The 24,180-nt window shown below is 55.4% G+C and carries 24 protein-coding genes; 14 read left to right on the top strand and 10 right to left on the bottom strand.

Going from position 1 to position 24,180, the window contains the following annotated elements; all coding sequences use genetic code 11:
• The first annotated feature begins 84 nt into the window (after window positions 1-84).
• From cidR to V4U84_RS04505, 6 genes are all read left to right on the top strand, one after another.
• Window positions 85-1,011 (top strand): cidABC operon transcriptional activator CidR, encoded by a 927-nt coding sequence (gene cidR, locus V4U84_RS04530; RefSeq protein WP_334072266.1) that lies wholly within the window; start codon window positions 85-87, stop codon window positions 1,009-1,011.
• Window positions 1,012-1,126: 115 nt separating this feature from the next.
• The gene (locus V4U84_RS04525) at window positions 1,127-2,530 is read left to right on the top strand and encodes an amino acid permease (RefSeq protein WP_334072265.1); all 1,404 of its coding nucleotides are present in this window, start codon (window positions 1,127-1,129) and stop codon (window positions 2,528-2,530) included.
• Window positions 2,531-2,607: 77 nt separating this feature from the next.
• Window positions 2,608-3,483 carry a delta-lactam-biosynthetic de-N-acetylase gene (gene pdaA / locus V4U84_RS04520; RefSeq protein ID WP_334076821.1) on the top strand — a complete coding sequence of 292 codons (876 nt, stop codon included), beginning with the start codon at window positions 2,608-2,610 and terminating at the stop codon, window positions 3,481-3,483.
• A gap of 170 nt (window positions 3,484-3,653) precedes the next feature.
• Window positions 3,654-4,127, top strand: coding sequence for a MarR family winged helix-turn-helix transcriptional regulator (locus V4U84_RS04515; protein ID WP_334072726.1), 474 nt, complete (start codon window positions 3,654-3,656; stop codon window positions 4,125-4,127).
• 23 nt (window positions 4,128-4,150) lie between these two features.
• Window positions 4,151-5,878 (top strand): ABC transporter ATP-binding protein, encoded by a 1,728-nt coding sequence (locus tag V4U84_RS04510; RefSeq protein WP_334076820.1) that lies wholly within the window; start codon window positions 4,151-4,153, stop codon window positions 5,876-5,878.
• Entirely contained in the window at window positions 5,875-7,767 is a 1,893-nt protein-coding gene (locus V4U84_RS04505; protein ID WP_334076819.1) for an ABC transporter ATP-binding protein, read from the top strand. Before V4U84_RS04510 ends, V4U84_RS04505 begins: the two co-directional genes overlap by 4 nt.
• Window positions 7,768-7,913: 146 nt before the next feature.
• Here the strand turns inward: V4U84_RS04505 and V4U84_RS04500 are convergent, their stop codons facing one another.
• The 5 genes from V4U84_RS04500 to V4U84_RS04480 all read right to left on the bottom strand — a co-directional run bounded on the left by V4U84_RS04500 (window position 7,914) and on the right by V4U84_RS04480 (window position 11,446).
• Window positions 7,914-8,687, bottom strand: a complete 774-nt coding sequence (locus V4U84_RS04500) for a Crp/Fnr family transcriptional regulator (RefSeq protein WP_334072261.1) — start codon at window positions 8,685-8,687, stop codon at window positions 7,914-7,916.
• Window positions 8,688-8,785: 98 nt separating this feature from the next.
• Window positions 8,786-9,133 (bottom strand): EamA family transporter, encoded by a 348-nt coding sequence (locus tag V4U84_RS04495; RefSeq protein WP_334072260.1) that lies wholly within the window; start codon window positions 9,131-9,133, stop codon window positions 8,786-8,788.
• Between the two features lie 132 nt (window positions 9,134-9,265).
• Entirely contained in the window at window positions 9,266-10,942 is a 1,677-nt protein-coding gene (gene abc-f / locus V4U84_RS04490; protein WP_334076818.1) for a ribosomal protection-like ABC-F family protein, read from the bottom strand.
• Window positions 10,939-11,238 carry an ATP-binding cassette domain-containing protein gene (locus V4U84_RS04485; RefSeq protein WP_334076817.1) on the bottom strand — a complete coding sequence of 100 codons (300 nt, stop codon included), beginning with the start codon at window positions 11,236-11,238 and terminating at the stop codon, window positions 10,939-10,941. Before V4U84_RS04485 ends, abc-f begins: the two co-directional genes overlap by 4 nt.
• A 106-nt stretch (window positions 11,239-11,344) precedes the next feature.
• On the bottom strand, window positions 11,345-11,446 hold the full coding sequence (locus V4U84_RS04480) for an RAxF-45 family protein (RefSeq protein WP_334072725.1): 102 nt from the start codon (window positions 11,444-11,446) through the stop codon (window positions 11,345-11,347).
• A gap of 297 nt (window positions 11,447-11,743) precedes the next feature.
• Between V4U84_RS04480 and V4U84_RS04475 the strand changes: the two genes are divergently transcribed.
• Window positions 11,744-12,208 (top strand): hypothetical protein, encoded by a 465-nt coding sequence (locus V4U84_RS04475; RefSeq protein ID WP_334072258.1) that lies wholly within the window; start codon window positions 11,744-11,746, stop codon window positions 12,206-12,208.
• Between the two features lie 782 nt (window positions 12,209-12,990).
• On the opposite strand, the gene V4U84_RS04470 is transcribed toward V4U84_RS04475, so the two are convergent.
• The 4 genes from V4U84_RS04470 to V4U84_RS04455 all read right to left on the bottom strand — a co-directional run bounded on the left by V4U84_RS04470 (window position 12,991) and on the right by V4U84_RS04455 (window position 16,619).
• A complete protein-coding gene (locus V4U84_RS04470) occupies window positions 12,991-13,941 on the bottom strand; it encodes a DUF4097 family beta strand repeat-containing protein (protein ID WP_334076816.1) in 951 nt (316 codons plus the stop codon).
• The gene (locus tag V4U84_RS04465) at window positions 13,938-14,546 is read right to left on the bottom strand and encodes a DUF1700 domain-containing protein (RefSeq protein ID WP_334072255.1); all 609 of its coding nucleotides are present in this window, start codon (window positions 14,544-14,546) and stop codon (window positions 13,938-13,940) included. The genes V4U84_RS04470 and V4U84_RS04465 overlap by 4 nt, the downstream gene beginning before the upstream one ends.
• Window positions 14,543-14,869: a PadR family transcriptional regulator gene (locus tag V4U84_RS04460; protein WP_334076815.1), complete on the bottom strand. Its 327-nt coding sequence runs from the start codon at window positions 14,867-14,869 to the stop codon at window positions 14,543-14,545. The genes V4U84_RS04465 and V4U84_RS04460 overlap by 4 nt, the downstream gene beginning before the upstream one ends.
• Before the next feature lie 208 nt (window positions 14,870-15,077).
• The gene (locus V4U84_RS04455; protein WP_334076814.1) at window positions 15,078-16,619 is read right to left on the bottom strand and encodes an FAD-dependent oxidoreductase; all 1,542 of its coding nucleotides are present in this window, start codon (window positions 16,617-16,619) and stop codon (window positions 15,078-15,080) included.
• Between the two features lie 272 nt (window positions 16,620-16,891).
• Between V4U84_RS04455 and V4U84_RS04450 the strand changes: the two genes are divergently transcribed.
• Window positions 16,892-17,152 carry a GerAB/ArcD/ProY family transporter gene (locus V4U84_RS04450; RefSeq protein ID WP_334076934.1) on the top strand — a complete coding sequence of 87 codons (261 nt, stop codon included), beginning with the start codon at window positions 16,892-16,894 and terminating at the stop codon, window positions 17,150-17,152.
• Window positions 17,153-17,227: 75 nt separating this feature from the next.
• On the opposite strand, the gene V4U84_RS04445 is transcribed toward V4U84_RS04450, so the two are convergent.
• Complete coding sequence (locus tag V4U84_RS04445) at window positions 17,228-17,473, bottom strand: YczF family membrane protein (protein WP_334072253.1); 246 nt, start codon at window positions 17,471-17,473, stop codon at window positions 17,228-17,230.
• Window positions 17,474-17,615: 142 nt separating this feature from the next.
• Between V4U84_RS04445 and V4U84_RS04440 the strand changes: the two genes are divergently transcribed.
• The 6 genes from V4U84_RS04440 to V4U84_RS04415 all read left to right on the top strand — a co-directional run bounded on the left by V4U84_RS04440 (window position 17,616) and on the right by V4U84_RS04415 (window position 24,102).
• Window positions 17,616-18,005 (top strand): Fur family transcriptional regulator, encoded by a 390-nt coding sequence (locus V4U84_RS04440; protein ID WP_334072722.1) that lies wholly within the window; start codon window positions 17,616-17,618, stop codon window positions 18,003-18,005.
• The gene (locus tag V4U84_RS04435; protein WP_334072252.1) at window positions 17,987-18,805 is read left to right on the top strand and encodes a winged helix-turn-helix transcriptional regulator; all 819 of its coding nucleotides are present in this window, start codon (window positions 17,987-17,989) and stop codon (window positions 18,803-18,805) included. The genes V4U84_RS04440 and V4U84_RS04435 overlap by 19 nt, the downstream gene beginning before the upstream one ends.
• A gap of 807 nt (window positions 18,806-19,612) precedes the next feature.
• On the top strand, window positions 19,613-20,452 hold the full coding sequence (locus V4U84_RS04430) for a uroporphyrinogen-III synthase (RefSeq protein WP_334072251.1): 840 nt from the start codon (window positions 19,613-19,615) through the stop codon (window positions 20,450-20,452).
• A 112-nt stretch (window positions 20,453-20,564) separates the two neighbouring features.
• The gene (locus V4U84_RS04425; protein WP_334072250.1) at window positions 20,565-20,873 is read left to right on the top strand and encodes a phasin family protein; all 309 of its coding nucleotides are present in this window, start codon (window positions 20,565-20,567) and stop codon (window positions 20,871-20,873) included.
• A 2-nt stretch (window positions 20,874-20,875) separates the two neighbouring features.
• Window positions 20,876-22,546 carry an ABC1 kinase family protein gene (locus V4U84_RS04420; protein WP_334072249.1) on the top strand — a complete coding sequence of 557 codons (1,671 nt, stop codon included), beginning with the start codon at window positions 20,876-20,878 and terminating at the stop codon, window positions 22,544-22,546.
• Between the two features lie 179 nt (window positions 22,547-22,725).
• On the top strand, window positions 22,726-24,102 hold the full coding sequence (locus V4U84_RS04415) for a DEAD/DEAH box helicase (protein ID WP_334072248.1): 1,377 nt from the start codon (window positions 22,726-22,728) through the stop codon (window positions 24,100-24,102).
• The last annotated feature ends 78 nt before the right edge of the window (window positions 24,103-24,180 follow it).

Genomic DNA, 24,180 nt, shown 5'->3' with positions numbered 1-24,180 from the left:
GCTTTCATGAGTAAAATGAATATACTGAATAGATAAGATTCGATTTGGTTATGGGAAAAGAGTTAATAAAGGAGTTGTTTGGCGATGGATATTCGGCAAATGCAATGCCTGATCGAGGTGGCCCGCCTCAAAAGCTTTACCAAGGCGGCCGATGCCCTTTATATTACGCAGCCTTCCATCAGCAAAACGATAAAAGGGATGGAAGAGGAACTCGGGGTCGTACTGTTTGACAGGGTCGGAAAAAGAGTCGAGTTGACCGACGCGGGACAGCTGATCGTGGCCCAGGCCCAACAAATCGTCGCCTCCTTTCAAAACTTGACGGCCGAACTGGACGATTTGCGCAATCTGAAAAGGGGCCATATCCGGATCGGCCTGCCGCCCATGGTGGGTTCGAGTTTTTTTCCGCGGGTCATCGGCCAGTTTCATCAACGTTACCCGGAGATCACGATTCAGCTGTTTGAAGACGGAGCGAAAAAAGTCGAGTCCGATGTGGCGGACGGGCTCCTGGAGGTCGGCGTGGTCGTGCTGCCCACGGTGCAGGAGGGGCTGAGCAGCTTCCCGTTCGTGGAGGAGAAGCTGAGGCTCGTTGTGCCGAGAGATCATCACCTCGCGGACAGGAAACGCGTCGAGCTGTTCGAGCTCGCGGAGGAGGGATTCGTCCTGTTCCGCGAAGATTTTACACTGCATGACCGGATCATCGGCGAATGCGGGAAGGCGGGCTTTCAGCCGCGCGTGATTTACGAAAGCTCGCAATGGGATTTGATCAGTGAAATGGTGGGGGTTGGGCTGGGGATTACGCTTTTGCCGGAAACCATCTGCCGTGAAATCGATGAAGAGCGCGTGCGGATCCTATCTTTAATTAACCCGGTGATTCCCTGGAAGTTGGGCATTGTTTGGCGGGAAGACCGGTATTTGTCGTTCGCGACCCGGGAATGGATCCGATTTGCGCAGGAGGTTCTTTCCTCTCCTTCAAGCGGCTCGGGAGAAATTTACAAGGGTAAAAAACCATAAAATGTTCACGTATTGGAGAGACTACCCATGAAGTTTGAACTTTCCACACGGGCTTAGTTTTTATATAATAGCGGAATGTGATTTCAAATCCGGTTAACTAGGGGACAGAGCCTGAATGAGTTTTTTTAGAAGAAAATCAATTACATCCATGCTACAAGAAAAAGAGGCGGCGGGTACCGGAGGATTGAGAAAGGAACTCGGCGCGTTCGATCTTACGATGCTCGGTGTCGGTTGCGTCGTAGGAACGGGGATCTTCGTGCTGACCGGGGTGGCCGCGGCCAAACACGCGGGTCCCGGGTTGGTTCTATCCTTTTTGCTGGCCGGGATTGTCTGCGCTTTTTGCGCACTGTGCTATGCCGAATTCGCTTCGATGGTTCCCGTATCGGGCAGTGCATACACCTACAGCTACGCGACTTTTGGGGAGATCATCGCCTGGGTGCTCGGCTGGGACTTGATTCTGGAATACGGCTTTGCCGCTTCCATGGTCGCCAGCGGCTGGTCCGGCTATTTCCAGGGCCTTCTGGCCGGATTCGGTATGGAGATTCCCAGGGCGCTGAGCAGTGCCTTTAACCCGGGGGCAGGCACGTATGTCGATTTGCCCGCCGTCATTATCGTACTTCTGCTGACATATATCGTATCGCGCGGAGCCAAGGAATCGACGCGGCTTAATTCGATCATGGTGATCCTGAAGGTGGCCGTCATTCTCCTGTTCATCGTTATTGGAGCCTTCTTTGTGAAGCCATCCAACTGGACACCGTTCATGCCGTTCGGCTTCGGAGGCGTCGTGACAGGGGCAGCTACCGCATTTCTGGCATATATCGGCTTCGACGTTGTGGCCACGGCCGCCGAAGAGGTGAGAAATCCGCAAAAAGATTTGCCCAAGGGGATCATTTGGTCGCTGGTCGTTTGTTCTCTGTTGTACATTGCGGTGACGGCCGTTTTGACGGGAATCGTTCCTTATACTTTGCTCGATGTAAAAAATCCGGTCGCCTTTGCCCTCCAGTTCATCCATCAAAACTGGGTGGCCGGCTTTATTTCGCTGGGGGCGATCGTCGGCATCACTACGGTGCTGTTCGTTCTCCTGTTTGGACAGACGCGGCTCTTTTTCGCCATCGGTCGCGATGGCCTGCTTCCGGAGAAACTGTCCCGGCTGAATCCGAAAACCGGGGTGCCTTCGGTGAGCACCTGGGCTACCGGGATCGTTGTCGCCGTGTTTGCGGGAATGATTCCCCTGAACAAGCTGGCGGATCTGGTCAGCATCGGAACATTGTTCGCGTTCGTTTCCGTTTCGATCGGGGTCATTATTCTGCGCAAGACCCGTCCGGACCTGAACCGTTCTTTCAAGGTGCCGCTTGTGCCCTGGATTCCGCTTTTAGCGGCGGCGGCCTGCGGTTACTTGCTTATCAGCCTGCCGGGAATCACCTGGATCGCTTTCCTGGTGTGGATGGCGCTGGGACTGATCGTTTATTTCTCTTACGGGCGCAAGCATAGCCACTTGGCGGACAAGCCGGCAGAATAATGCATATTCCGGAAGAAAAGTGTTGAAATTAAGGCGAGTTACGAACAATCCAAGAAGATGAGGAGAGAACTTTCCTAATGAAAGGATCCTTGATTTTGGGGCTGCTCGCCGCTTTTCTTCTGGGCCCGGTGACCGGAGGGGTCGCATACGGTGCTGGAGCCCCGGCTTTGCCCGACAAACCGGATCAGGCTGTCGCCCTCGCGGCCTCCGCCGATCATCCTTATCACTTCGGCTTCAAAAAAAGCGTCGGCGGACAGCTTCCCTCCATCGACCAAGAGGGGTTTAAAGAGATCGTGGACAAGCACGGGGCGGTCTTTCTCGCAGACACGACCCGCAAAGATCTGTTCCTTACCTTTGATAACGGGTACGAGAACGGTTACACCGCGCCGATTCTGGATACCTTGAAGACGAAAAAGGTGCCGGCGGTCTTCTTTATTACAGGCCATTACGTAAAGGATCAGCCGGAGCTGGTCAGACGTATGGCCGCGGAAGGTCATTTGGTGGGGAATCACTCCTGGAGCCATCCGGACATGACGACGATTTCCGACAGCCAAATCAAGGAAGAATTGGACCGGGTGAAGGAGGCTTCCGCCAAGCTCACGGGGACGGAGCGTATGGCCTATCTCCGGCCGCCGCGGGGAATATTCAGCGACCGGGTGCTGAGGGTCACCAAGGAGCTCGGATATACGAACGTCTTTTGGTCGGTCGCTTATAAAGACTGGGACGTGAACGACCAGAAAGGGGCGCCCTATGCCTACCGGAAGGTCATCGACCAACTGCATCCTGGGGCGGTGATCCTGCTGCACTCGGTATCCAAGGATAACGCCGCCGCGTTGGGCGCGATCATCGACGAGGCCCGACGCCAGGGCTATGAGTTCCGCAGCCTGGATGAGCTGATGCGGAGCCGGTCGGAGAAACAACCCTCCGCGGCCCCCGGACAACCGACAAACTGAATCATGGACCGCTTGAGCCGGATGACCGTTGAATCCGCGCCAGGCGGTCTTTTTTTGTGGGAAAATCCGGTTTCTTGACATTGGTTTGAACGGCTCCTATAATTAGGTTTGCTAATAAATATTATACCTAATTATTAAATTGTATAAATAATAGGAGGGATCGAGTGAATATGGGCGATGAACCGGGAGCCCAGCGGTTAATGGAGGCGATAGCCCGATTCCGAAGGGCGGACTGGCACAAGAAGGTGCTGGAAGGCTATAAGCCTAGCGAGCTCCGCGTCCTGTCCATGATTGAAAAAGGGGGCTTGGAAGACGCGCGGGGCGTCACCATTTCGGCGATCAGCGAGATGATGCGGGTCAGTGCCCCCACCGTAACTCCGCTCGTCCGCAGTTTGGAGTCCATGGGCCTGGTCGTCCGTTTGCATGACGAGGAGGACCGGCGGGTTGTCCGGGTCAGGCTGACGGAGAAGGGGGAGCGGATCCGCGAGGAAAGCCGGGAAGTTTATACCCGTCATTTCAAGGAGCTGCACGATTATTTAGGCGAAACGCGGAGCGATCAACTGGCCGATTTGCTTGAACTCGTATATCGCTTTTTGGAACAGAAGCATGAGCGGGATCGCCGTACGGAACAAAACGAAATATAAAGAAAAAGTGGAGATGATGGAGAATGATCAAACTTTTCCGGCATTTGAAACCATACTGGCTGCTGGTGGGGGCGGTTTTGGTCCTCGTATTTTTTCAAACGCTCTCCGAGCTGTACCTCCCGACGCTGATGTCCGATATTGTGGACACCGGGGTCGTCAAGGGCGACACGCCGTACATTTGGCGGGTTGGACTTTTCATGCTGCTGGTGGCGCTCGGGGGAATGGCCTGCTCGATCGCGGCCAGCTACTATTCGTCCAAAGCGGCTTCCGGGTTCGGCATGAGCCTGCGGGCCAAGGTGTTCGGCCATGTGACCAATTTTTCGCTGGAGGAGTTCGATAAGCTGGGAACAGCCTCGCTGATTACCAGGACGACGAACGACATCACCCAGGTTCAGCAGGTGCTGATTATGATGCTGCGGATGATGGTCATGGCGCCGATGATGTGCATTGGCGGGATCATTATGGCCGTATCCAAGGATGCGAAGCTGTCGCTCATCTTCGTCGTTATTATGCCCGTGCTTGCGGGCGCCATCTTCCTGATTGCCGGCAAAGGGATCCCGCTGTTCAAGGCGATCCAGAAAAAGATCGACCGCCTCAACCTGGTCATGCGCGAAGCGCTCACCGGAATTCGGGTCATCCGGTCCTTCAACCGGATCCCGCACGAGCAGAAACGGTTTGCCGCGGCGAACGCCGATTTGACGGAAACGTCGATCAAGGTCAACAAGATCATGGCGTTCATGATGCCGGTGATGATGCTGGTGTTGAACGTGTCTTCCGTAGCGATCATCTGGTTCGGCGGGTTAAGAATCAATGGGGACCATATGCAGGTCGGCGACCTCATGGCCTTTTTGCAGTATGCGATGCAAATCATGTTCTCTTTGATTATGGTGTCCATGATGTTCGTTATGGTGCCTCGAGCTTCGGCCTCGGCGGTGCGGATCAACGAAGTACTGGAGATGGCGTCGGCTATTAAGGACACAGGGGTAACGAAGACGCCGGCCTCCCAAAAAGGGTATGTGGAATTCCGCGATGTCACGTTCAGTTATCCGGGGGCGGAAGAGCCGGCAGTGCAGAATATTTCTTTTAGCGCGAGCCCTGGTGAAGTTACGGCGATCATTGGCGGTACGGGCTCGGGCAAATCGACGCTCATCAGCCTGATCCCGCGGTTCTACGACGTGAAGAGCGGCCAGGTGCTGGTCGATGGCGTAGACGTCAGAGAGATGCCGCAGGCGGATCTCCGGGCCAAGATCGGATTTGTGCCGCAGAAGGCCGTTCTGTTTACGGGGACGATTCGGGAAAATATCCGCTACGGCAAGGAGGACGCCACGGACGAGGAAGTGCGGCATGCGGCGGAAATCGCCCAGGCGGCCGATTTTATCGGTGAAATGGAGAACGGATATGATTCCGTTATCGCCCAGGGCGGCACGAATGTTTCGGGCGGCCAGAAGCAGCGTCTGTCCATCGCCCGCGCGCTGGTGCGGGGCGCTGAAATTTACATTTTTGACGACAGCTTCTCGGCGCTGGATTTCAAAACCGATGCCAGGCTGCGCGCCGCCTTGAAGGTGGAAACCCGCGAATCGACAGTTATCATCGTGGCGCAGCGCGTCAGCACCGTCATGGATGCGGACCGGATTATCGTGATGAACGAGAGCCGGGTGGCCGGGATCGGAACGCACCGCGAACTGATGGAAACTTGCGACGTTTACCGGGAAATCGTGTATTCGCAGCTTTCGGAGGAGGAGATCGCATGAGCGGGGAACAATCGGAAAAGATGCCGCAGCGCAGCGGAGGAAGACGCGGAGGACACGGCCCGGGCGGGCCCGGCATGGCGATGCCGGTGGAGAAGGCCAAAGACTTCAAGGGGACATTGAAGAGACTCATCCGCTATTTGCGTCCCCATAAAGTGCAGCTCGGCGCTGTTTTGGTGATGGCCGTACTAAGCACGATCTTCAGTATCGTCAGCCCCAAAGTGATGGGGGAGGCGACAACGAAGCTGTTTGAAGGGATATACGGCAAGCTACAGGGAATTCCCGGGGCAAGCATCGATTTTCAATATATTTGGGAAATCATTCTGTATCTGATCGGTCTGTATTTACTTAGTTCCTTGTTCAGCTATGTCCAGCAGTACTTAATGGCCGGCGTGGCCCAGAAGACCGTCTACGATTTGCGCCAGGACGTCAACGGGAAACTGAACAAGCTGCCTCTGAAATACTTCGATGCCCGGACGCACGGGGAAATTCTGAGCCGGGTTACGAATGATGTGGACAATATCAGCAACACCTTGCAGCAGAGTTTGACCCAGTTGATCACTTCGATCCTGACGATCATCGGCGTTATCGTGATGATGCTGACGATCAGCCCGCTTCTGACCTTGATCGCAATCCTGACTTTGCCGGTCAGCGTGCTCGCGATCACCTCGATCGCCAAGCGGTCGCAGAAACAGTTCGTCCGGCAGCAAAAAGAGCTGGGCCAACTGAACGGCCACGTCGAGGAAATGTACACCGGGCACAAGATCATTAAAGTGTTCGGCCGCGAGCGCAAATCGCAGCAGCAATTCGACGAAATCAACGGCCGGCTGTACGAGGCCGGCTGGAAGGCGCAGTTTATTTCCGGCGTGATCATGCCGATCATGAGCTTTATCGGCAACATCGGATATGTGCTCATCTCGGTAGTCGGCGGCATTCTCGTCACCAAACAGACGATCAAGATTGGCGATGTGCAGGCGTTTATCCAATATGCCCGGCAGTTTACGATGCCGATCACCCAGACCGCGAACATCGCCAATATTATTCAATCCACCGTGGCTTCGGCGGAACGCGTGTTTGAAATATTGGACGAGGCCGAGGAGACGCCGGAAGCCGCGAAGCCGGCCCGGATTGAGGAGCCGAAGGGGAATGTCGTGTTCGATCATGTGAAATTCGGCTATGAGCCGAATCAGATCTTGATCGAGGATATGAACATCCGCGTATCCCCGGGACAAACCATCGCCATTGTCGGACCGACGGGAGCGGGCAAAACGACGCTGATCAACCTGCTGATGCGCTTCTACGAAGTGAACGGCGGTGCGATCACCATCGACGGCGTGAACATTACCGAAATGAAGCGCGGCGATTTGCGCAGCCTGTTCGGTATGGTGCTTCAGGACACCTGGCTGTTCAACGGTACGATCCGTGAAAATATCGCCTACGGCCGGGAGGGAGCTACGGAGAAGGAGGTGGTCCAAGCCGCCAAGGCGGCCCATGCCGACCACTTCATCCGCACGCTGCCCGGCGGGTATGACACGGTGCTGAATGAAGAGGCGTCCAACATTTCGCAGGGACAAAAGCAGTTGCTGACAATAGCGCGGGCGATTCTGGCCGACCCGGCGATTCTGATTCTCGACGAGGCGACCAGCAGCGTCGATACGCGGACGGAAGTCTACATCCAGAAAGCGATGAACGAGCTGATGAAAGGCAGAACGAGCTTCGTCATCGCCCACCGGCTGTCGACGATCCGGGATGCCGATCTCATTCTCGTGATGAACCACGGAACGGTGATCGAGCAGGGGACGCATGAGCAACTGCTGGAGCAAGACGGATTTTACGCCGACCTGTACAACAGCCAGTTTACGAAAGGCGGCATGGATCAGGAGGCCGGGTAACATGCCTCCCCCGTCCGGTTTTATAGGACAATGAATAACGGAAGACCCCTGGACGATGAACTAGGCACGGCATACGTGTGTCCATCTAGGGGTCTTTTCTTTTTTGTCTGAAAAAGGAGTTGGCGTAGCCGGCCGCGCTCCGGGTGCTAGTCCTCCCCCGCGAGGCGGCGCAGCTCGGTCTCCTTCCGAATCCGGATCAGCCTACGGTTGACGGACACGATTCCCGCGTCTGTCAGCTGTCCCAGCTTGCGGCTGAGGGTTTCCGGCGTGGTGCCGATCACTCCCGCAAGCTCTTTTTTGCTGACCGGCAGCTTGAATTCTTCCGCGCGCGGGGCGGACTTTTGCCGGAAATAGAGCAGCATCTTGGCCAGCCGCCGATCGGCCTCCAGCAGCGTCAGCACGGAAGCCCAACTGTCAGCCTCCTCCAGCTGGGCGCTCAGGGCACTCATAAACCGGGCCGCCGTGTCGGGACTCCGCCGCAGTACCTCCAGGAAATCCGTCCGATGGATGCGGCAAATATCGGCCTCATCGATCGTGCTTGCGCTGGCATAGTGGGGCTTCTCCTGCAGCAGCGAGAATTGACCGAAGAAATCCCCGGGAAAAAGCAGGCGTAAAATATGCTCTTTGCCGTTGTCCGCCATTTTGGTCAGCTTGACGACTCCCCGGCTTAAGACATAAAGGGTATCCGATCGCTCCCCTTCCCGGAAGATCACCCGCCCCTTGGGCGCATGCCGGGACCGCATCAGGGAGTGAAGCATATGAACCTCCTCCGGCCGAAGCTGACTGAAGACCGGAACCCGGGAGAGGCAGGAGGGAACGGAATGCTCGGAGCAGCGGGAGATCGCGCAGGCTGTCGAAAACGAAGGGGCCCCCGTATTATCAAGGCCGGCAATAGGGTCATGAGTGTGAGTATCAACCATTTTTCATCATCTCCGATGGCATCTTTTCCTTAAATCTATCAGCGGATATGCCATGCCCTTGTGACTGGAATCACAAAGTAGATGAAACAGCCATACCGCTAAGAGCGAGCCAGCAGGTACACACCCACAAGGATGACGGCCACTCCGGCCAGCTTGGTCGGCGTAATCGTCTCGTTGAACATGAAATAGGCCGGTATCATGGCCAGTACGTACGCAAAGGCCTGCATCGGATACGCCACACTTAACGGCATCCGCGTCAGCACCGCGAACCAGAGCAGAGTGGCGATGCCGTACAGCGCGACCCCTCCGATTACGGCGGGCGACGTCGCCAGCTTGGCCCAGTTCAGGCCGCCCGAACGGCCGAGCCCAATTTTAAACAGCATCTGGCCGGTGACCAGAAGCACAATATTGCCGAGCAAAAGAAGGTAACTAATCGTTTTGTCCATGAAGAGCCTCCTGTTCCTGAAGAATCGCCGATTCCAGAGTAAGGCGCAGGGCCTGCGCCCCATTATATCAGTTTATATCCATAAAAGAAGGGGCGCAATGGTACAACGCTCGGGAACGTCATGGGATGGGAATCAATCGACCATGGCCAAGTACTGCTCCAGCATCGCGTCGATCCGATGCTGAAGCTCATCGCGGGCCGCCTGCAGCTCGGTCAGCCGCCCCGCGTCGCAGGCGGCCTCCGGCGCCAGCATGGCGGCGTCGATCGCGGCCAGCTCCGCCTCGGCGGCGGCGATGTCGCGCTCCAGCTTGCTCACCGCCGCCGGATTGGCCTTCGGCCTGCCGTTCCCGCCGCTGGCGCCAGCCCTCGGCCCGTTGCTAGGCCCGTCGGTTTCGCTGTCCGCCCGCCGCTCCGGTTCCGCGGGGCGCAGCGCCGTTTCCGCCACGGCTCCGGCTGCTGCCGCTGTCGCCTCCTGCTTCATCCGCTCCGCGCGGAAGTCGTCGAAGTTGCCGATCGTGACGCGAAGCTGCCCATGCTCCAGATGCCAGACCTGCCCGGCGATTTTATTGATGAAATACCGGTCGTGCGAAACGGCGAGCAGGGTGCCGGCATACTCCTCCAGCGCCTCTTCCAGCGCCTCGCGCGAGTCGATATCCAAATGGTTGGTCGGCTCGTCGAGCAGCAGCAGATTTGGCTTGCGGTGCATCAGGATCGCCAGCCTTAGCCGCGTCCATTCTCCGCCGGACAGGCTGCTCACCTTTTTGAAAACGTCGCTGCCGTAAAAGAGGAAGCGCGCCAACTGATTCCGGGCCTCTCCGGTTTCCATGCCGAGCTCGTCGCGGAAATATTGCAGCACCGTGCCGTCCTCGTCGGCAGGGGCGGATTCCTGCGCCAGGTAGCCGGTTTCCACCCGCGACCCGAGCCGGATTTCCCCTTCGTCAGGGCTTTGCCCGCCAAGGATGCTTTTCAGCAGCGTACTCTTGCCGGTGCCGTTGGCACCGATCAGAGCGGCAGCTTCCCCGTACCGCAGCGTTCGGGTAATCCCCCGATACAGCACGCGCCCGCCGGCGGATTGGCCGACCTCGGACAGAATGATCGCGTCTTTGCCCGAGCGGTCCGACTGTTCCAACTGAAGATCGATTCGCTTGCGCTCCAGAATCGGCTTTTTCAGCTTGACCATCCGGTCCAGCGCTTTTTGCATGGAAGCGGCGCGCCGATGAAATCCCGGATTCGGCGGATTCGAGCGATTTCCCCACTCGATCAGCTGTTTTATGGTTTCCTGCATCTTTTTAATTTTCTTCTGCTGTTCCTGGAAATCCGCAAACTGCTGAAGCAGCCGTGCTTCCTTTTCTTCTTTGTACTTGCTGTAATTGCAGTGGTAGGTGAAAGCTTCGCCATCTTCGATCTCAATGATTTTCTCCGCCACGGCGTCCAGAAAATAACGGTCATGGGAGATCACCACGACGGTTCCGCTAAAGGAGCGGATGAAACCTTCCAGCCATTCGATGGCGGCCATATCGAGATGGTTGGTTGGCTCGTCGAGCAGCAGGAGGTCCGGGTTTTGCAGCAGAATGACGGCCAGGCCGACCTTGGTCTTCTCTCCGCCCGATAGGGACGCGAACGGCCGCGCGTACTGCTGCTTCGGAATGCCGATGCCCGCCGCGATGCGCTCGATGTTCGCCTGCATCTCGTATCCGCCGCCGCGCTCGAAACTTTCCTGTAGGCGGCCGTACTGCTTCAGCAGCGCCTCCATATCGGATTCCCGCCCGTTGGTGGCCGCGGCGGACATTTCCTCTTCGAGCCTGGTCATTTCGGCTTGGCTGCCAGCAGAGGCTGGAAGGCCGACCGCAACACGTCGTAGACGGTTTCCTCGTTGCCGTAGTCGGGGATCTGGGCGAGAGAGGCGATCACCGCCCCCCTGCGGATGCTCAGTTGGCCTTGATCGGGGGCCTCGCTGCCCGTGAGGAGCCGCATGAGCGTAGTCTTGCCCGTTCCGTTTCTGCCGATCAGGCCAACGGTTTCGCCTTCTTTGATCTCGAACGATACATCGCTGAGTACCAGCTCGGCGCCGTAATATTTCTGGATATGGTTGCATTGAATCATCATTATTATTTTTCTCTCCTTCGGATATCGCCGCCCCGAAGAATAACAAAAAAGGCTGCAGGAAATCCTGCAGCCTTCCGGACACACGCATTTTTCTTAATCCGTGAGGTCAGGGTAGGAGCGGCATTTCGCAATCGTTTTTGGATATCGAGTTCTTAAAAATGGACAGACCTATCCCGTTGATAGATACAGCATAGATAATGCCAAACATTGCCAATGGCAGTTGGCCCACTCGACTCCACGCAAACTTGCGATCCACTCTACCCACCTCCATTTCTGAAACAAGATGTAAAAAATTATATGGGATTATGTTGGAAAAATCAAGCACAATAGTGAGCCATTTAGCTTCACAGAATTTTAATGTTTCAGGGAGCTTTTTATCGGGTAATAGTTGGTTTGTTGTTTATTTCCTCCTTTTTTTCCTTTATAATCTTCGTTAGACAAAAAAGCGGCCCTTTGTTTTGCGGCCGCCATTACGTCAATTTAGAAGAGAATAAGGGGAGCCTAATTGGAAAGAACAACAGCGAAGCAAATTTTTGATGAATTGCTGGAAGTGTCAGGCAGCAGGGTCTCCGTTTTGATAAAATCCAGATTCCCTGGCGGGCGCAACGTCGGCGGGAAATACAGCATCGGGGATCATTCGGTGACGATGTACCTCGGCGAGATCAAGAAGCAGTGCATGACGCTGTTCGGCTCGCTTGACGGGTACGAGGCGATGCTGCGCATCGTATTCGCCCACGAACTCGGGCATGCCGAAGATCCCTTGCTTAGCGATTTAAGCGAAGAAATGGATACGTGCGAAACCATGCTGGAACGGAAGCGGATCGCCCTGCGGATTGAGGAGAACGCTTGGGATTACGCGCGCAATCTGGTGCCTGTCCAAGACCGGCAGATGATGGAGACGGTGATATTCTACTCCTTGGAGGCTTACCGCGAAGCGATTGTGCTGGAAACGGCCCAGGAAATTGCCTAAGTCGGATAAAATTGCAGGTAATATGATCGGAGAAATTTATAGGCCGGCTTCCCTTGGAAAGCCGGGCAGGTGAATAAGGGCATTTTGCGGCGCTAGCATTGCATTAACCCTGACAGATGATTACAACGGAGCTTGATGCCTTAATCGCTTTTAAAGAACTTCGCAAAAAAGTACAGGCCTCTAAACAAGGTTCTGCAGTTAGGAAGTCTAACGGCCGTGAGAGCCGTTATGTTGCGATTGAATCACGTAATGGGATTTTAACGGTCGTGTGGACCGTTATTTACCTTCATTTCGACCAAAACAGCCATACTTATATGAAATAGGGGCCGTGGCGGCCGTTAGAATTTGGAGTCAGCGCAAACAGGGCAAATAGCGGCTGTGGCGACCGTTAGCATGGTTTAGAGGGGGAGACGACGATCTAAGTTCGACATGCTGCTTGCCAAAGCGGCGGATTGACCCCAAATGGGCAGCATCAAGGAAGGTTTGATGCAACGTCATTGCATTTTGCGGCGCTATTTTGTCGGATTCGGCTGGGCGGTGCGGAATAGCAGCTTTATAGGGCTTTATTTTGGGGAAAAGCGGAACAAGGAACCGCCTATTGTGAACACATCGGAATTACTTAATAATCCACATGGAAAATAATTACACAACATCTCCGTAAGCCATCATGTAAGCTTTGGTGCAATGCCAGTGCCCAAAAGGCCACTATCAATCCAATATGGGACATTGCTCCAAAAAACAAGGGTTAAACCCCGGAAGGCCGGCGGTTCAACCCTTGTTTTTTATTTAACCGAGATATCTCCCGAAGTAGTTCTTACCTTGATGACATCTTTCGTGACCATAGGGGAGTCGGGGGCTTTTACGTCCCCGGAGGTCGCTTTTAAATCGTATATGCCCTGGAAGCCGGGGTCATTGGATAATTTGACATCGCCCGAAGTGACGGAAATGTCCAGGGAGTCGGAGCGTTGGCCGGTCAGCGTGATGCTGCCGGATTGATTCTTGATGGTCCCGTCTCCGGTAAAATCCTTAATATCGATATCGCCGGAGGTCAAGTCGGCTTCAAGCGATCCGTTCACGCCATTGAACGAAAGATTACCTGAGGTGCCGTGGGCCTTCAGGGTACCTTCCAAATTCTCGACCTCCATATTGCCGGATCCGTTTTTGAGTTCGGCTTCTCCCTGTACATCGGCGGCTTCGAGATTTCCTGACGTGGCCTTAAGCAGCAAATGCTCGGTCATTACGTCGGAGGCGGTCAGATTCCCCGAAGTGGTCGTCAGTTGAATGTCTTTGGCGCGAAGCCCTGTAAACCGGCCGCTGTTGGACTGCAGGTCGAACTTGATCTGATCCAGCATGCCGGGGTCGGCCAGGGCGACGGTCATATGCTGCCTCAAACTTTGAAAGTTAATGGTCAGGAAGGTCAGTTTGAAATCTTCCTTTAAGCTCATCGTTACGTCGGGTCCTGTGAAGGAAGTGTTCTTTAATTTGTCGATCAACTCCTGCTCCATGTTGCCGCTGAGTTCGATATAGTCGGTTCCGTCCGGGCTTTCGATAAACTCAACGTCCATATCGTAGCTGCTTTCCACTTTCAAGGATTGGAGATCGGAAACAACCCATTTTTGTTCATAATGGGGCTTTTCATTCCCAAATTTGAAGCCTTGGTAAGCCATGCCGGCAAAACCGGCAATGATCAAAGCGACGGCCACGATAGACCATTTTTTCGTATTCCTTTTCATGCTTTTTCCCCTCCATTGGCTGTCCGGACATTCCAGGCCCAATAAGTTTTACTGATATGAATCAACCATTTATAAAAAGGCTTCGAAGCGAGCGCCAGAAGGATGCCTAATCCCATAAAAACGAGAACGGCATAGTTCTTGGCCGGTAAAACGCTGTTACCGACGAGATAATCGAGGCCGAGCAACACCGGACTGAGCAGCATGCCCGCCACGGCCATAGCCAGGCTGACTCCGAGCATCCATAGCGAGATCAGCAGCGGCACGGTAACCATATTCAAAAAGAACAGCCCGGTATATACCATCGCCGTGGCGAATCCGCCGCGGCCCGGTTTGGCTGCGTGAGCGATCGGGGGACCCGCCGGTTCGGGTACGGCGTTCGGATTGAACCAGTATACGGGTTCTTTGGCGGAAAAGCGCCCGTCGATGGCTTCTTTGGCCAGCTCGGCCGGATTGCCGAGTTCCATGGCGATTTCTTCTTCCGTCTTGCCGTTTTGCAGGGCAAAGGTGAAGTGAGCTTCATAGTCTTCCATCAGTTCATTGCGTTCTTCCGGCGGCAAAACCGACAAATGATCATGAAGTTGGGCTAAAAATTCGCTCTTATTCATAAGCGGCTTCCTCTCTCGATTAGATTTGATACACTTTTGACGAATTGCTTCCACTCCACGATGAGTTTCCGCATGTAATGTTCACCTTCGGGCGTCAGCTTGTAATATTTGCGCGGCGGTCCTTCCGAAGATTCCTGCAGATAGGTCGTGCAATACCCTTCACCCACCAGCCTGCGGAGCAGGGGATACAGGGCGCCTTCCGCGACCTCGATATGCCGGGAGACGGATTGGGCCAGTTCATAACCGTACCGGTCATGTTCGTGGATCAGCACCAGAACGCATAATTCCAAGGCGCCTTTCTTGAATTGGACGCTTATATCCAACGACATCGCCTCATTTTCGCTGTTTATTGTATACCAGTACTGAATATTGATTAGTATCACTGGGAACATACTATCATACAGTACTGAATAATGCAACATAGTGAACACAGATTAGGCCGAAAGGTTAAAAAAAGAGGCGACCCGGATGAATCGAGTTCTCCGGTCGCCTCGTTCTGCTGAAGATGATCTTGCGCGTGATTATTGGGGACTAAAGCGGCTTAAGGTTTTCCGTTGCCGGACCCTCGATGACGGCTCCGGTGTGATCGAACCGGGAGCCGTGGCACGGGCAATCCCAGGTGCGTTCGGCTTGATTCCAATTACATTCGCACCCCATATGCGTGCAGGTTGTATCGACAAGGTGAAGCTGGCCGTCGGGGTCTCTGTAAGCGCCCGCTCTTTTGCCGAGATGCCTTACGGTGCCCCCTTCGTCCACTCCGAGCTCCTCAGGCTTGCGGTCGATGATTTCCACCTTCCCGGCAATCAATTGTTTGGCGACGTCGGCGTTTTGAACCGTGATGTTTTTAATGCCCGGGTTGGCTTTGAATCGGGAAGGGGTGAACAAATCCGCATAGCGGTTCTCTTTTCCCTGAATCAAGTCGGACAGAAGCAGGGCGGACAAAGTGCTGCTGGTCATGCCCCATTTGGCGAAACCGGTGGCCACATAAATATGGGGATGGTCCGAAGTAACCGGCCCGATATACGGGACTTGGTCAATGGTGACCAGATCCTGCGCGGACCAACGGTAAGGGATCGACTTGATGCCGAAGGTCAAACCGCCGAACTTTTCCAGTTCCTCATAATGCTTGATCGTACAGTCGCTTTGTCCGGTTTTATGCGATTCGCCGCCGACCAGAATCAACTGTTTGCCATCGAACTCGGCGGCGCGGAGCGAACGTTTCGGATTTCCGCAGTTGATGTACATGCCGCCTTCAAACGGCGTCTCCGGTTCGATGGCCACCGCGTAGGAACGGTCGGCATGAAGCCTGGTAAAGTAAAGCCCGCCGCCGTCGAAGAAAGGATAATGCGAGGCGGAAATCGCGTGGCGGCAGGTAATGATGACGCCGGACTCCGTCTTGAGCAGCAGTTTTCCGTCCCTCATTTCTTCGGCGGAATCGGACATGGTGGTATTCTCGTAAAATTTGCCGCCTTGCTTGGTCACGAAATCCACCAATGTACGCAAATATTGAAGCGGGTGAAACCGGGCCTGGTCCGGCATCCGGATCGCCCCGAGGGCCTCTACCGGCAAAGGGAGAGAGTCCTCCCACTTGCCCGGAAGATTCAGCTTTTCGTAAGCCGCCCATTCATTTTTGAGCTGCCTTAACTGATCTTCGGAGTCGGCGTACAAGTAGGCGTCCTCCCGCTTGAATTGACAATCGATCAGGTGCTCGCGGACAGTTTCATCCACGAAGTGCAGCGCTTCCTCATTGGCCTCAAAATACAATCTGGCCGCCTCTTCGCCAAAATGGGAGATCAGGCTGTCGTAAATCATGCCGTGCTGGGAGGTGATTTTTGCGGTGGTGTAACCCGTGGTTCCGTCCAGAATGTTCCCCGCGTCGATCACGGCAACGCTCAGACCGGCTTTGACAAGAAGGTAGGCCGCCGTGATTCCGGTAATTCCCGCCCCGGCGATCAAAACATCGGTTTGGATATCTTCCCGGAGAGCGGGGAAGGAAGGAAACGAGGTCGTGTCCTTCCATAGCGATTTCGGGTATTGAGGCAGCCCCGTTGCATCTTGCGGCGTGCTGTTCATTAAGTTGCTCCTCCTTACGGTTTTTTCTCATTATTACCACCTTGAGACCTTTAGAAACGAGCGAGGAAGGAGGCTGGGAATTTCGCATGAAAACGGAATGAAAAGCAGATACTGGACAAAGGAAAGCGATACTGGGGGAATTTCTTTCAACCGGGAAATCGTCGATCCAAACAGACTGGAAAGAGATGATTCTATCGCTGCTGTCGGGGGATACGGTTCTGCTGCTGGACGGGTGTATGGACCGCACTTGTCGTTAACGGTCCGTTTTTCCGCTGCTCAGCATGGTCGGCAAAGCTTCGGTCGCGGATTTTATTCAACGGACCGATATTCTCGTGGTTATGGTGTTGGTGATCGGCGTATTTTTCAAAATCAGCATTTTCTATTACGCCTCGGCGGTGAGCATTTCCGAGATGTTTCGGCTTCCTTACCGCCAGGTGCTTTACCCGGTCGCGATCATCATCCTGCTGCAGTCCGCTATGCCGGCCCGCTCGTTCAGCGAGCACCTGAGCAAAGGGGGCAGGTGCTTTATCTGATCGATCCGGTATTTTTCGTTTTTCGTCATCCTGCCCGTCATTCTCATGGTGGCCGGATCCATATACAAACGCAGATCAAGAGCCTGAATCGGCCTTGGCGTTCGGCTTTTTATTGGGGCGCTTCAGCAGGCGGACGAGATCCGGGACCACCAGCGTTATAAACAAGGCGGCAATCGTTATTTTTTGCGTGGGGCTGATCATGGCATAGTTCAGATTTTGCCCAAAATTGCTCCAGGGCTGTCCGACCAAAACGTCAATGAACACGATATAGGCGATACTCAACGTCAGAAAGAGCAGGAACATCAAGTATTTTTTCAGCAAACTCGGTTCAACTCCTTTTAGGCTAATATGAAGAGATCCGACCGAGGTCATGCGCGGGTCACAGGGAGCCGAAATTGACGAATGATGAAATAAGACTTATACTAATTCTAAAATAATGATATTCAAAGGAATGATCATAGATATGAAATCCCTAAATCTGACGACCCAGCGCCAGGCCGTATACGATGTCGTTCGGAATGCGCACGATCATCCCACCGCGGCTGAAGTCATGAACCGCCTTGTTGAGCAGGGCTATAACTTTGCGTACGGGACTGTATATAATTCCCTTCGGTATTTGACGGAAAAGGAATTGATCCGCGAATTGAAGCTTGGGGAAGCCGCGAGCCGCTATGATGCGAAAATGGACGATCACCAGCACATTTTATGCGAAGTATGCGGGCGCGTCGACGAAGTGATGACCCAAGTGCCGGAGGATTGGAGCGAAGCCGTCGCCAAGGAAACCGGGTATGATGTTCATCATGCCCATGTCGTATTCGGAGGAGTGTGCCCGTCATGCCGGCAGAAGAAGTGAAGGAGCGTGATCGTATGACCGCAGGAAATAAGGCGCCGTTCAGGCGGCCGGAGGAATTCGGAATGACGTTGACCGACGAGAGCTATGAAGGTCCCCAAATGTGCCCGGTCACGCAGCGAGTTATTCTGGTCAGCCCTTTTCCCGGCGGCATTCACGAGCTTGTCCGCGATTTGTCGGAGGGCTGCTTCGATGTACTGGTGTTCCACCACTGGGAGCAGGGGATCCGCAATGCGCAGGCTGCGGACCTGCTGATTTTCGATCTAACGCCGTACCGCGATGCCGAGGAGATTCTGCCCATCAAATCGATCGCTCAGGAAGCCGGAAACGTGCCGTCCTTGCTGCTGGTGAATGATCGGCTTCTCCCTGGACTGGATCAGACGCTCATGAACCAGGAGCTGTTGGTTTGGCCGGCTCGCCCCGGCGAAATCGTCTACCATGCCCAGCGGATCATCCGCAACGGCGGCAAGCGCGCACAGGCCTCCCGGCTGCTGACGGGAACCTCTCCGGCTATCTTCAAGGACCTGTGGATCGATCGCAAGAAGATGGCGGTTTACCGCAACGGTTCCAAAATCGCCCTGACCAAAACGGAATACGAGCTGCTGGTTAAGCTGCTCGAACAGGAGGGGCGCGTCCTCTCGCGGGAGGAGCTGTTAGCCGAGGTCTGGGGTACTTCCTTCCTGGGCGGGAGCAACATCGTGGATGTGCACATCAAGAGTCTCCGCAAGAAACTCGGCGATCGCGCCGTGAACTCCACTTACATCTCCACGGTAAGAGGCGTGGGCTATCGGTTGGCGGATTAAAGGCATAGCGTATGGGGGAGACCCCTCCGCAAGAGGCTTGGCACTAGTGCGGGCTCAAAAATCAGGGATTGGCCCGCTTTTCCCAACAATAGCACCCGAAAAAGCCGTTATTCCACATCGCCCAGCTGAATTCAACAAAATAGCGCTGCATCAGGCCCTTATTATTTCTTAACGAAAGAAAATCCCGTTAATTTCGGAGACGTCCGATTTACGCAACAAGGAAGTGAAAAGGGTGGACCTAGTGGGTATAGGGAAGTTGATGAAGGGTTCGTGGTTATGAGGTACTCGGGAGCAGGGTTAGTTAGTTGAGTAAATAAGGTTCGTATGTGTTGTTCAGGTACAGTGGAGGGGAGAGGGAGTTGCGAGTTGACCAGGATTGAAGGGGTGTCCGGTCCGGCTCCCTGGACCGTTGCGCTTTACTGTATTGGTGATGGATTAACGGGAAAACCTCCCGTTAAAATACCGCTCTTGGCCCTTGGATCCGATTTAGCTGGAAAAGCTCTAGCTATTTCGCGATCCAATTGCCGATATACACAATTTCAGGAAAATTAGCAGGAGGTTTTCCAGTTAATTCCCCTCAACAGCCGTATAGGCACCAAATTAACGGGAGGAATTCCCGTTAATTTGAATTAAATAATTCAACCTATTAGCCTATTATAGTTAATGTTTGGACTATGCTAGATGGAAGCTACCGCTCCCAGGAGCGATTGGCCTTGAAATTGAAATAAACATGACTTCTTTCAAAATGTCGTTTAATCTGGAATAAATGATATGGCTGCCGGTCGGCCGAGACTTAGGGGGAGATTTATGGCACGCAGGTTAGAGGGCAAAAGGGTGGCAATCACCGGTCCGCGAAGAGCCGAGGAATTGGGGAAGCTCGTGGAGAACATGGGGGGAGTTCCCCTCTTTAGGCCGGCGCAAGGAACGGTGCTGCTGGATGACCTGGATTTGCGGAACGGTCTTGTATCCTGGGTGAACCAGCCGCCGGACTGGTCGATTTTCACCACGGGAGCAGGCATCGACGCGCTGTTCGATATGGCCGACGACATGGGGATCGCCGCGGCCTACTGGGACATTCTCCGCCGCGGGCATATCGCCGCCAGGGGTTACAAAACAGCGAACGTTTTGAAAAAACGGGAGCTTACCCCGCTTGTACGGGATGACGATGGCAGTACCGAGGGGTTAATCCGCGGGCTGTCGCAGCATTCTTTTGCGGGAAAAGAAGTGGTTCTGCAGTTGTACGGTGATCCCGCGCCACGTCTGACAAGCTGGCTTGAGCAGCAAGGGGCCGCATGCCGGCAACTCTTGCCCTACCGTCATATCGCTCCGCCCGCCGAGGATTTGGAACGGCTGTTATCCGATATCACCGGCGGCCAGGTGGACGCCGTGACCTTTACAAGCGGCCCGCAGGTCAGGTTTCTGATGGAACACGCCTCCAGGCAAGGGAAGCTTGCGGCGCTTATGGAAGCGCTGGAAGGGCCGGTAATCGCGGTGGCGGTCGGCAAGGTTACGGCCCAGGGGCTGTTTGAAGCAGGTGTTCCGCGCGTCGTGGCCCCCCGCGAGGAGCGGATGGGCAGCATGATGGTGGAACTGGCCCGTTATTATGCCGGAGAATCGGAAGCCCGGAGCAACCCGGATCGCTGGTAAAACAAAAATTTTAAACCGCAACGAGTACATCCAGGCGAGCCATAGGGTATTACTAAGTATGGGGGCTATTTCTTTCATGCAATTCAATTCCATGACGGAAAGGATGTTGTACATGAGCGATCTGTTAAAGAAGGCCATCTCGCTCGGATGGGGACTTACGATTGTCAGCAAGGAGAAGGTCGAGAGCCTTGTCGACGATTTGGTCAAGCGCGGCGAAATTGCCCCTTCGGAATCCAAGCAGCTTGTGGAACGTCTGATCGATAGGGGAGCGGAGGAGCAAAGCCGCTTAAAGGAATTGGTGAATGAGCAAGTAAAGTCTGCGCTTCAAACGATGGGGCTCGCTTCGGCGAAAGAAGTGGAGGAACTGACGCGGCGGGTGGCCGAGCTGGAAATTAAACTGGCCGAGCTGCAGCAGCCGTAACGATGGGGATCCGTGTCCGTCATTCCGGCCGGTACCGGGAGATTGCCATGGCGCTGGGGCGCCATGGCTTTGGCTATATGGCCGAAGAAATCGGGCTCACCCGCCTGTTTGCCGCTCCGCATCGTTGGATCTTTAAAACGGAGCCGGAGAGTTTGACATTGGCGGAACGCATCCGCCTGGTGCTGGAGGAACTCGGTCCAACGTTTATTAAGCTGGGCCAATTGGCCAGTACCCGGTCCGACCTGCTTCCGGAACCGGTGATCGCCGAACTAGTTAAATTGCAGGATCAGGTCCCGCCTTTTTCGGCGGAGGAATCCTTGAGCATTATAGAGCAGGAGTTTGGCATGCCCGCCTCCGAACTGCTGGACCATTTTGAGGAAACCCCCATCGCCGCCGCGTCCATCGGACAGGTCCATAAAGGACGGCTGGTTACGGGAGAAGAAGTCGCCATCAAAATCCAGCGGCCCGGCGTCGTCCCGCAGGTAGAGCGGGACTTGGATATTTTGAAGAATTTCACCTCCATGGCGCAAAAAAGATGGCCCTGGGTAGAACATTATCAAATCCCTCAGATGGTTGAAGAATTTGCCCGTTCCATTTCGGCGGAGTTGGACTACAGCATCGAGGGCCGCAATATGGAGAAAATCCGCCGGCAGTTTACGGACAGCGAGAAGATCAGCATTCCCCGCGTACATTGGCACTGCTCGACGTCCAAAGTATTGACGATGGATTTCGTTGAGGGGATTCATCTAAATCGGCCGGCCGAACTGAAGCGAAGCGGCTTCGATACCCGACAAATCGCCGAGACGCTGGTGAACGCGATGCTGCATCAGATATTTACGGGAGGATTCTTCCACGCCGATCCCCACCCGGGCAACCTCCTGATTACGCCGGACGGGAAGTTGGCCTTCATCGATTTCGGGATGATCGGGCGGCTCAGTCCGGAGATGCGCGATCATTTATCCTCGCTGGTCATCGCTTTGATGCGGCGGAGCAACGAGGGTATGCTCCGGGCCATCCTGCGGATGGGGCTGTTGGAAGAATCCGCCGACCTGAACGGCCTGCGGAATGATCTGAACCGCTTGCATGACCGCTACTATGATATTCCGTTTGCGGAAATCAGCATCGGGGAGGCACTGAACGATTTGTTTGCGACCGCCCAGCGGCACCGCATCGTGCTTCCCCCGGATTTCCTCCTCCTGGGCAAGGCGCTGCTCACCCTGGAGGGGGTGGCCATCAGCCTGGATCCGCACCTGAGCATTCTTGATTTGGCCGAGCCGTTCGGCAAAAAACTGCTGCGCGAGAAGTTCGACACCCGCCGCCTCGGCAAACGTTTCGTCGGCGGAGCGATCGATCTGGCGGACGCGCTGACGGCTTTGCCCCAGCAGGTCGACCGCCTGTTCACCTTGATCGGCAAAGGAAAAGTAAAGATGGAGGTAAGCGTTACCGACACGGAGCAATTTCTGAAAAAGCTGGACCAAATCTCGAATAGGCTCTCCTTCAGTATCGTACTGCTGGCATTCAGTATCATTATGGTCGGGCTCATTGTCGGTTCCTCCTTGACGCGCAGACCGACCGTGCTGTGGAATATTCCCGCGATCGAGATCGGTTTTATCGTCGCTGCCCTGATGGTCATCTGGCTGCTTTACTCGATATTCAAGTCCGGCAGGTTTTAGCCGAAAAAAATCCCGCCATTATGCGCAAAAGGCCCTTATTTACCGGGTGAACTCCGTGAGCGGTCCTTGGGGCCGAAGCGCGGAGTTCTTTTCATACCGGGGGAAGTGATGAAAACTTGCATGCCGGACGGAATTTTGGGGCAATCTCTGGTACAATAGGAGGGCCCGCAGAATATCAGATGAAGCGGCGACTAATTAATGAGGTGAATTTTTTGGCGAATTTTCAAAGTATGGGCCTCTCCAAGGCCATTTTGCAAATATTGCGGGGACAAGGGATCTTGAATCCAACCCCGGTGCAGGAGAAGGCTATCCCCGAACTGCTCGCGGGAGAAGACGTGATCGTTCAGGCCCAAACGGGGACGGGGAAAACGCTGGCGTTCCTGCTCCCGATTATGGAAAAAATTCGGGCGGATCGCCCCGAAGCGCAGGCGCTGATCATTACCCCGACGCGCGAGCTTGCGCTGCAAATCACCGCGGAAGCGCGTAAGCTGGCGGAGGCCCGCGAGGGGATGTCCGTGCTCGCCGCTTACGGCGGCCAGGACGTGGAACGGCAGCTGCGCAAGCTCCAGAACGGAACGCAGCTCGTCATCGGTACGCCGGGGCGGCTGCTCGACCACTTGCGCCGCGGCTCGCTGACGTTGGGCGCCGTGCGCATGCTGGTGCTGGACGAAGCGGATCAGATGCTGCACATGGGCTTCTTGGCGGAGGTGGAGGAGATTATCCGCCTTGTGCCGCGCAGCCGCCAGACCATGCTGTTCTCGGCGACGATGCCCGATAACGTGAGGCATCTGGCCAGAACGTATATGCAGCAGCCCCGGGATATCCGGATCGCGGAGACGTCGCGGGTGACGCTGGACAGCATCAAGCAGATCGTCGTGGAGTGCACCGACCGCACCAAGCAGGAGGCGCTCATCACGATGATCCGCCAGCACCGGCCGTATCTGGCGGTGATCTTTTGCCGGACGAAGCGGCGGGCAAGCACGCTGAACGAGGCGCTGCAGGGAGCCGGCTTCGCCTCGGACGAGTTGCACGGCGACCTGTCGCAATCCAAGCGCGAGCAGGTGATGCGCGCCTTCCGCGAGGCCAAGCTCGAGCTGCTGGTGGCGACCGATGTCGCCGCCCGGGGCATCGATGTCGAGGGCGTGACGCATGTGTTCAACTACGACATTCCGCAGGATGTCGACAGTTACATTCACCGGATCGGCCGGACGGGCCGGGCCGGGGAGAAGGGGATCGCGGTGACCTTCGCGGCCCCGAAGGATGTGGAAGCGCTCCGTAACATCGAGCGCGGCATTTCCCGCCGCCTGGAGCGGCGGCGGTATGAGAAGGGCGGCGTGGAAGCCGTAGGCAACGCCGCCCAGAGCCGCCGCGGCGCAGGCGAAGCGGCGGAGCGCGGCCGCGCGCAAGGCGAGCGCCGCGGGGAAGGCTCGGCCGCCGGCCGGCGGAAGCCGGGCACGGCGCCCGGCAAGGGCGGCAGCGGGCGCGGCCAAGGCGGCGGCCGGGAGCAGCAGGGCGGACGGCGCGGCCGGAATGATGGCGGCCGCCGGGGACGCTAGGCTTTTCGCCGATTTGCCCCGCCAGGAAAAAAATGTACCGCGGGAACTTAATCGCAAATCTACACGTTATATAGAGAA

The organism is Paenibacillus sanfengchensis, from assembly GCF_036864765.1.
GTDB classification, from domain to species: Bacteria; Bacillota; Bacilli; order Paenibacillales; family Paenibacillaceae; genus Fontibacillus; species Fontibacillus sanfengchensis.
Note: the sequence above shows the minus strand (reverse complement) of the source record. Positions and strands in the feature narration are given on the sequence as shown.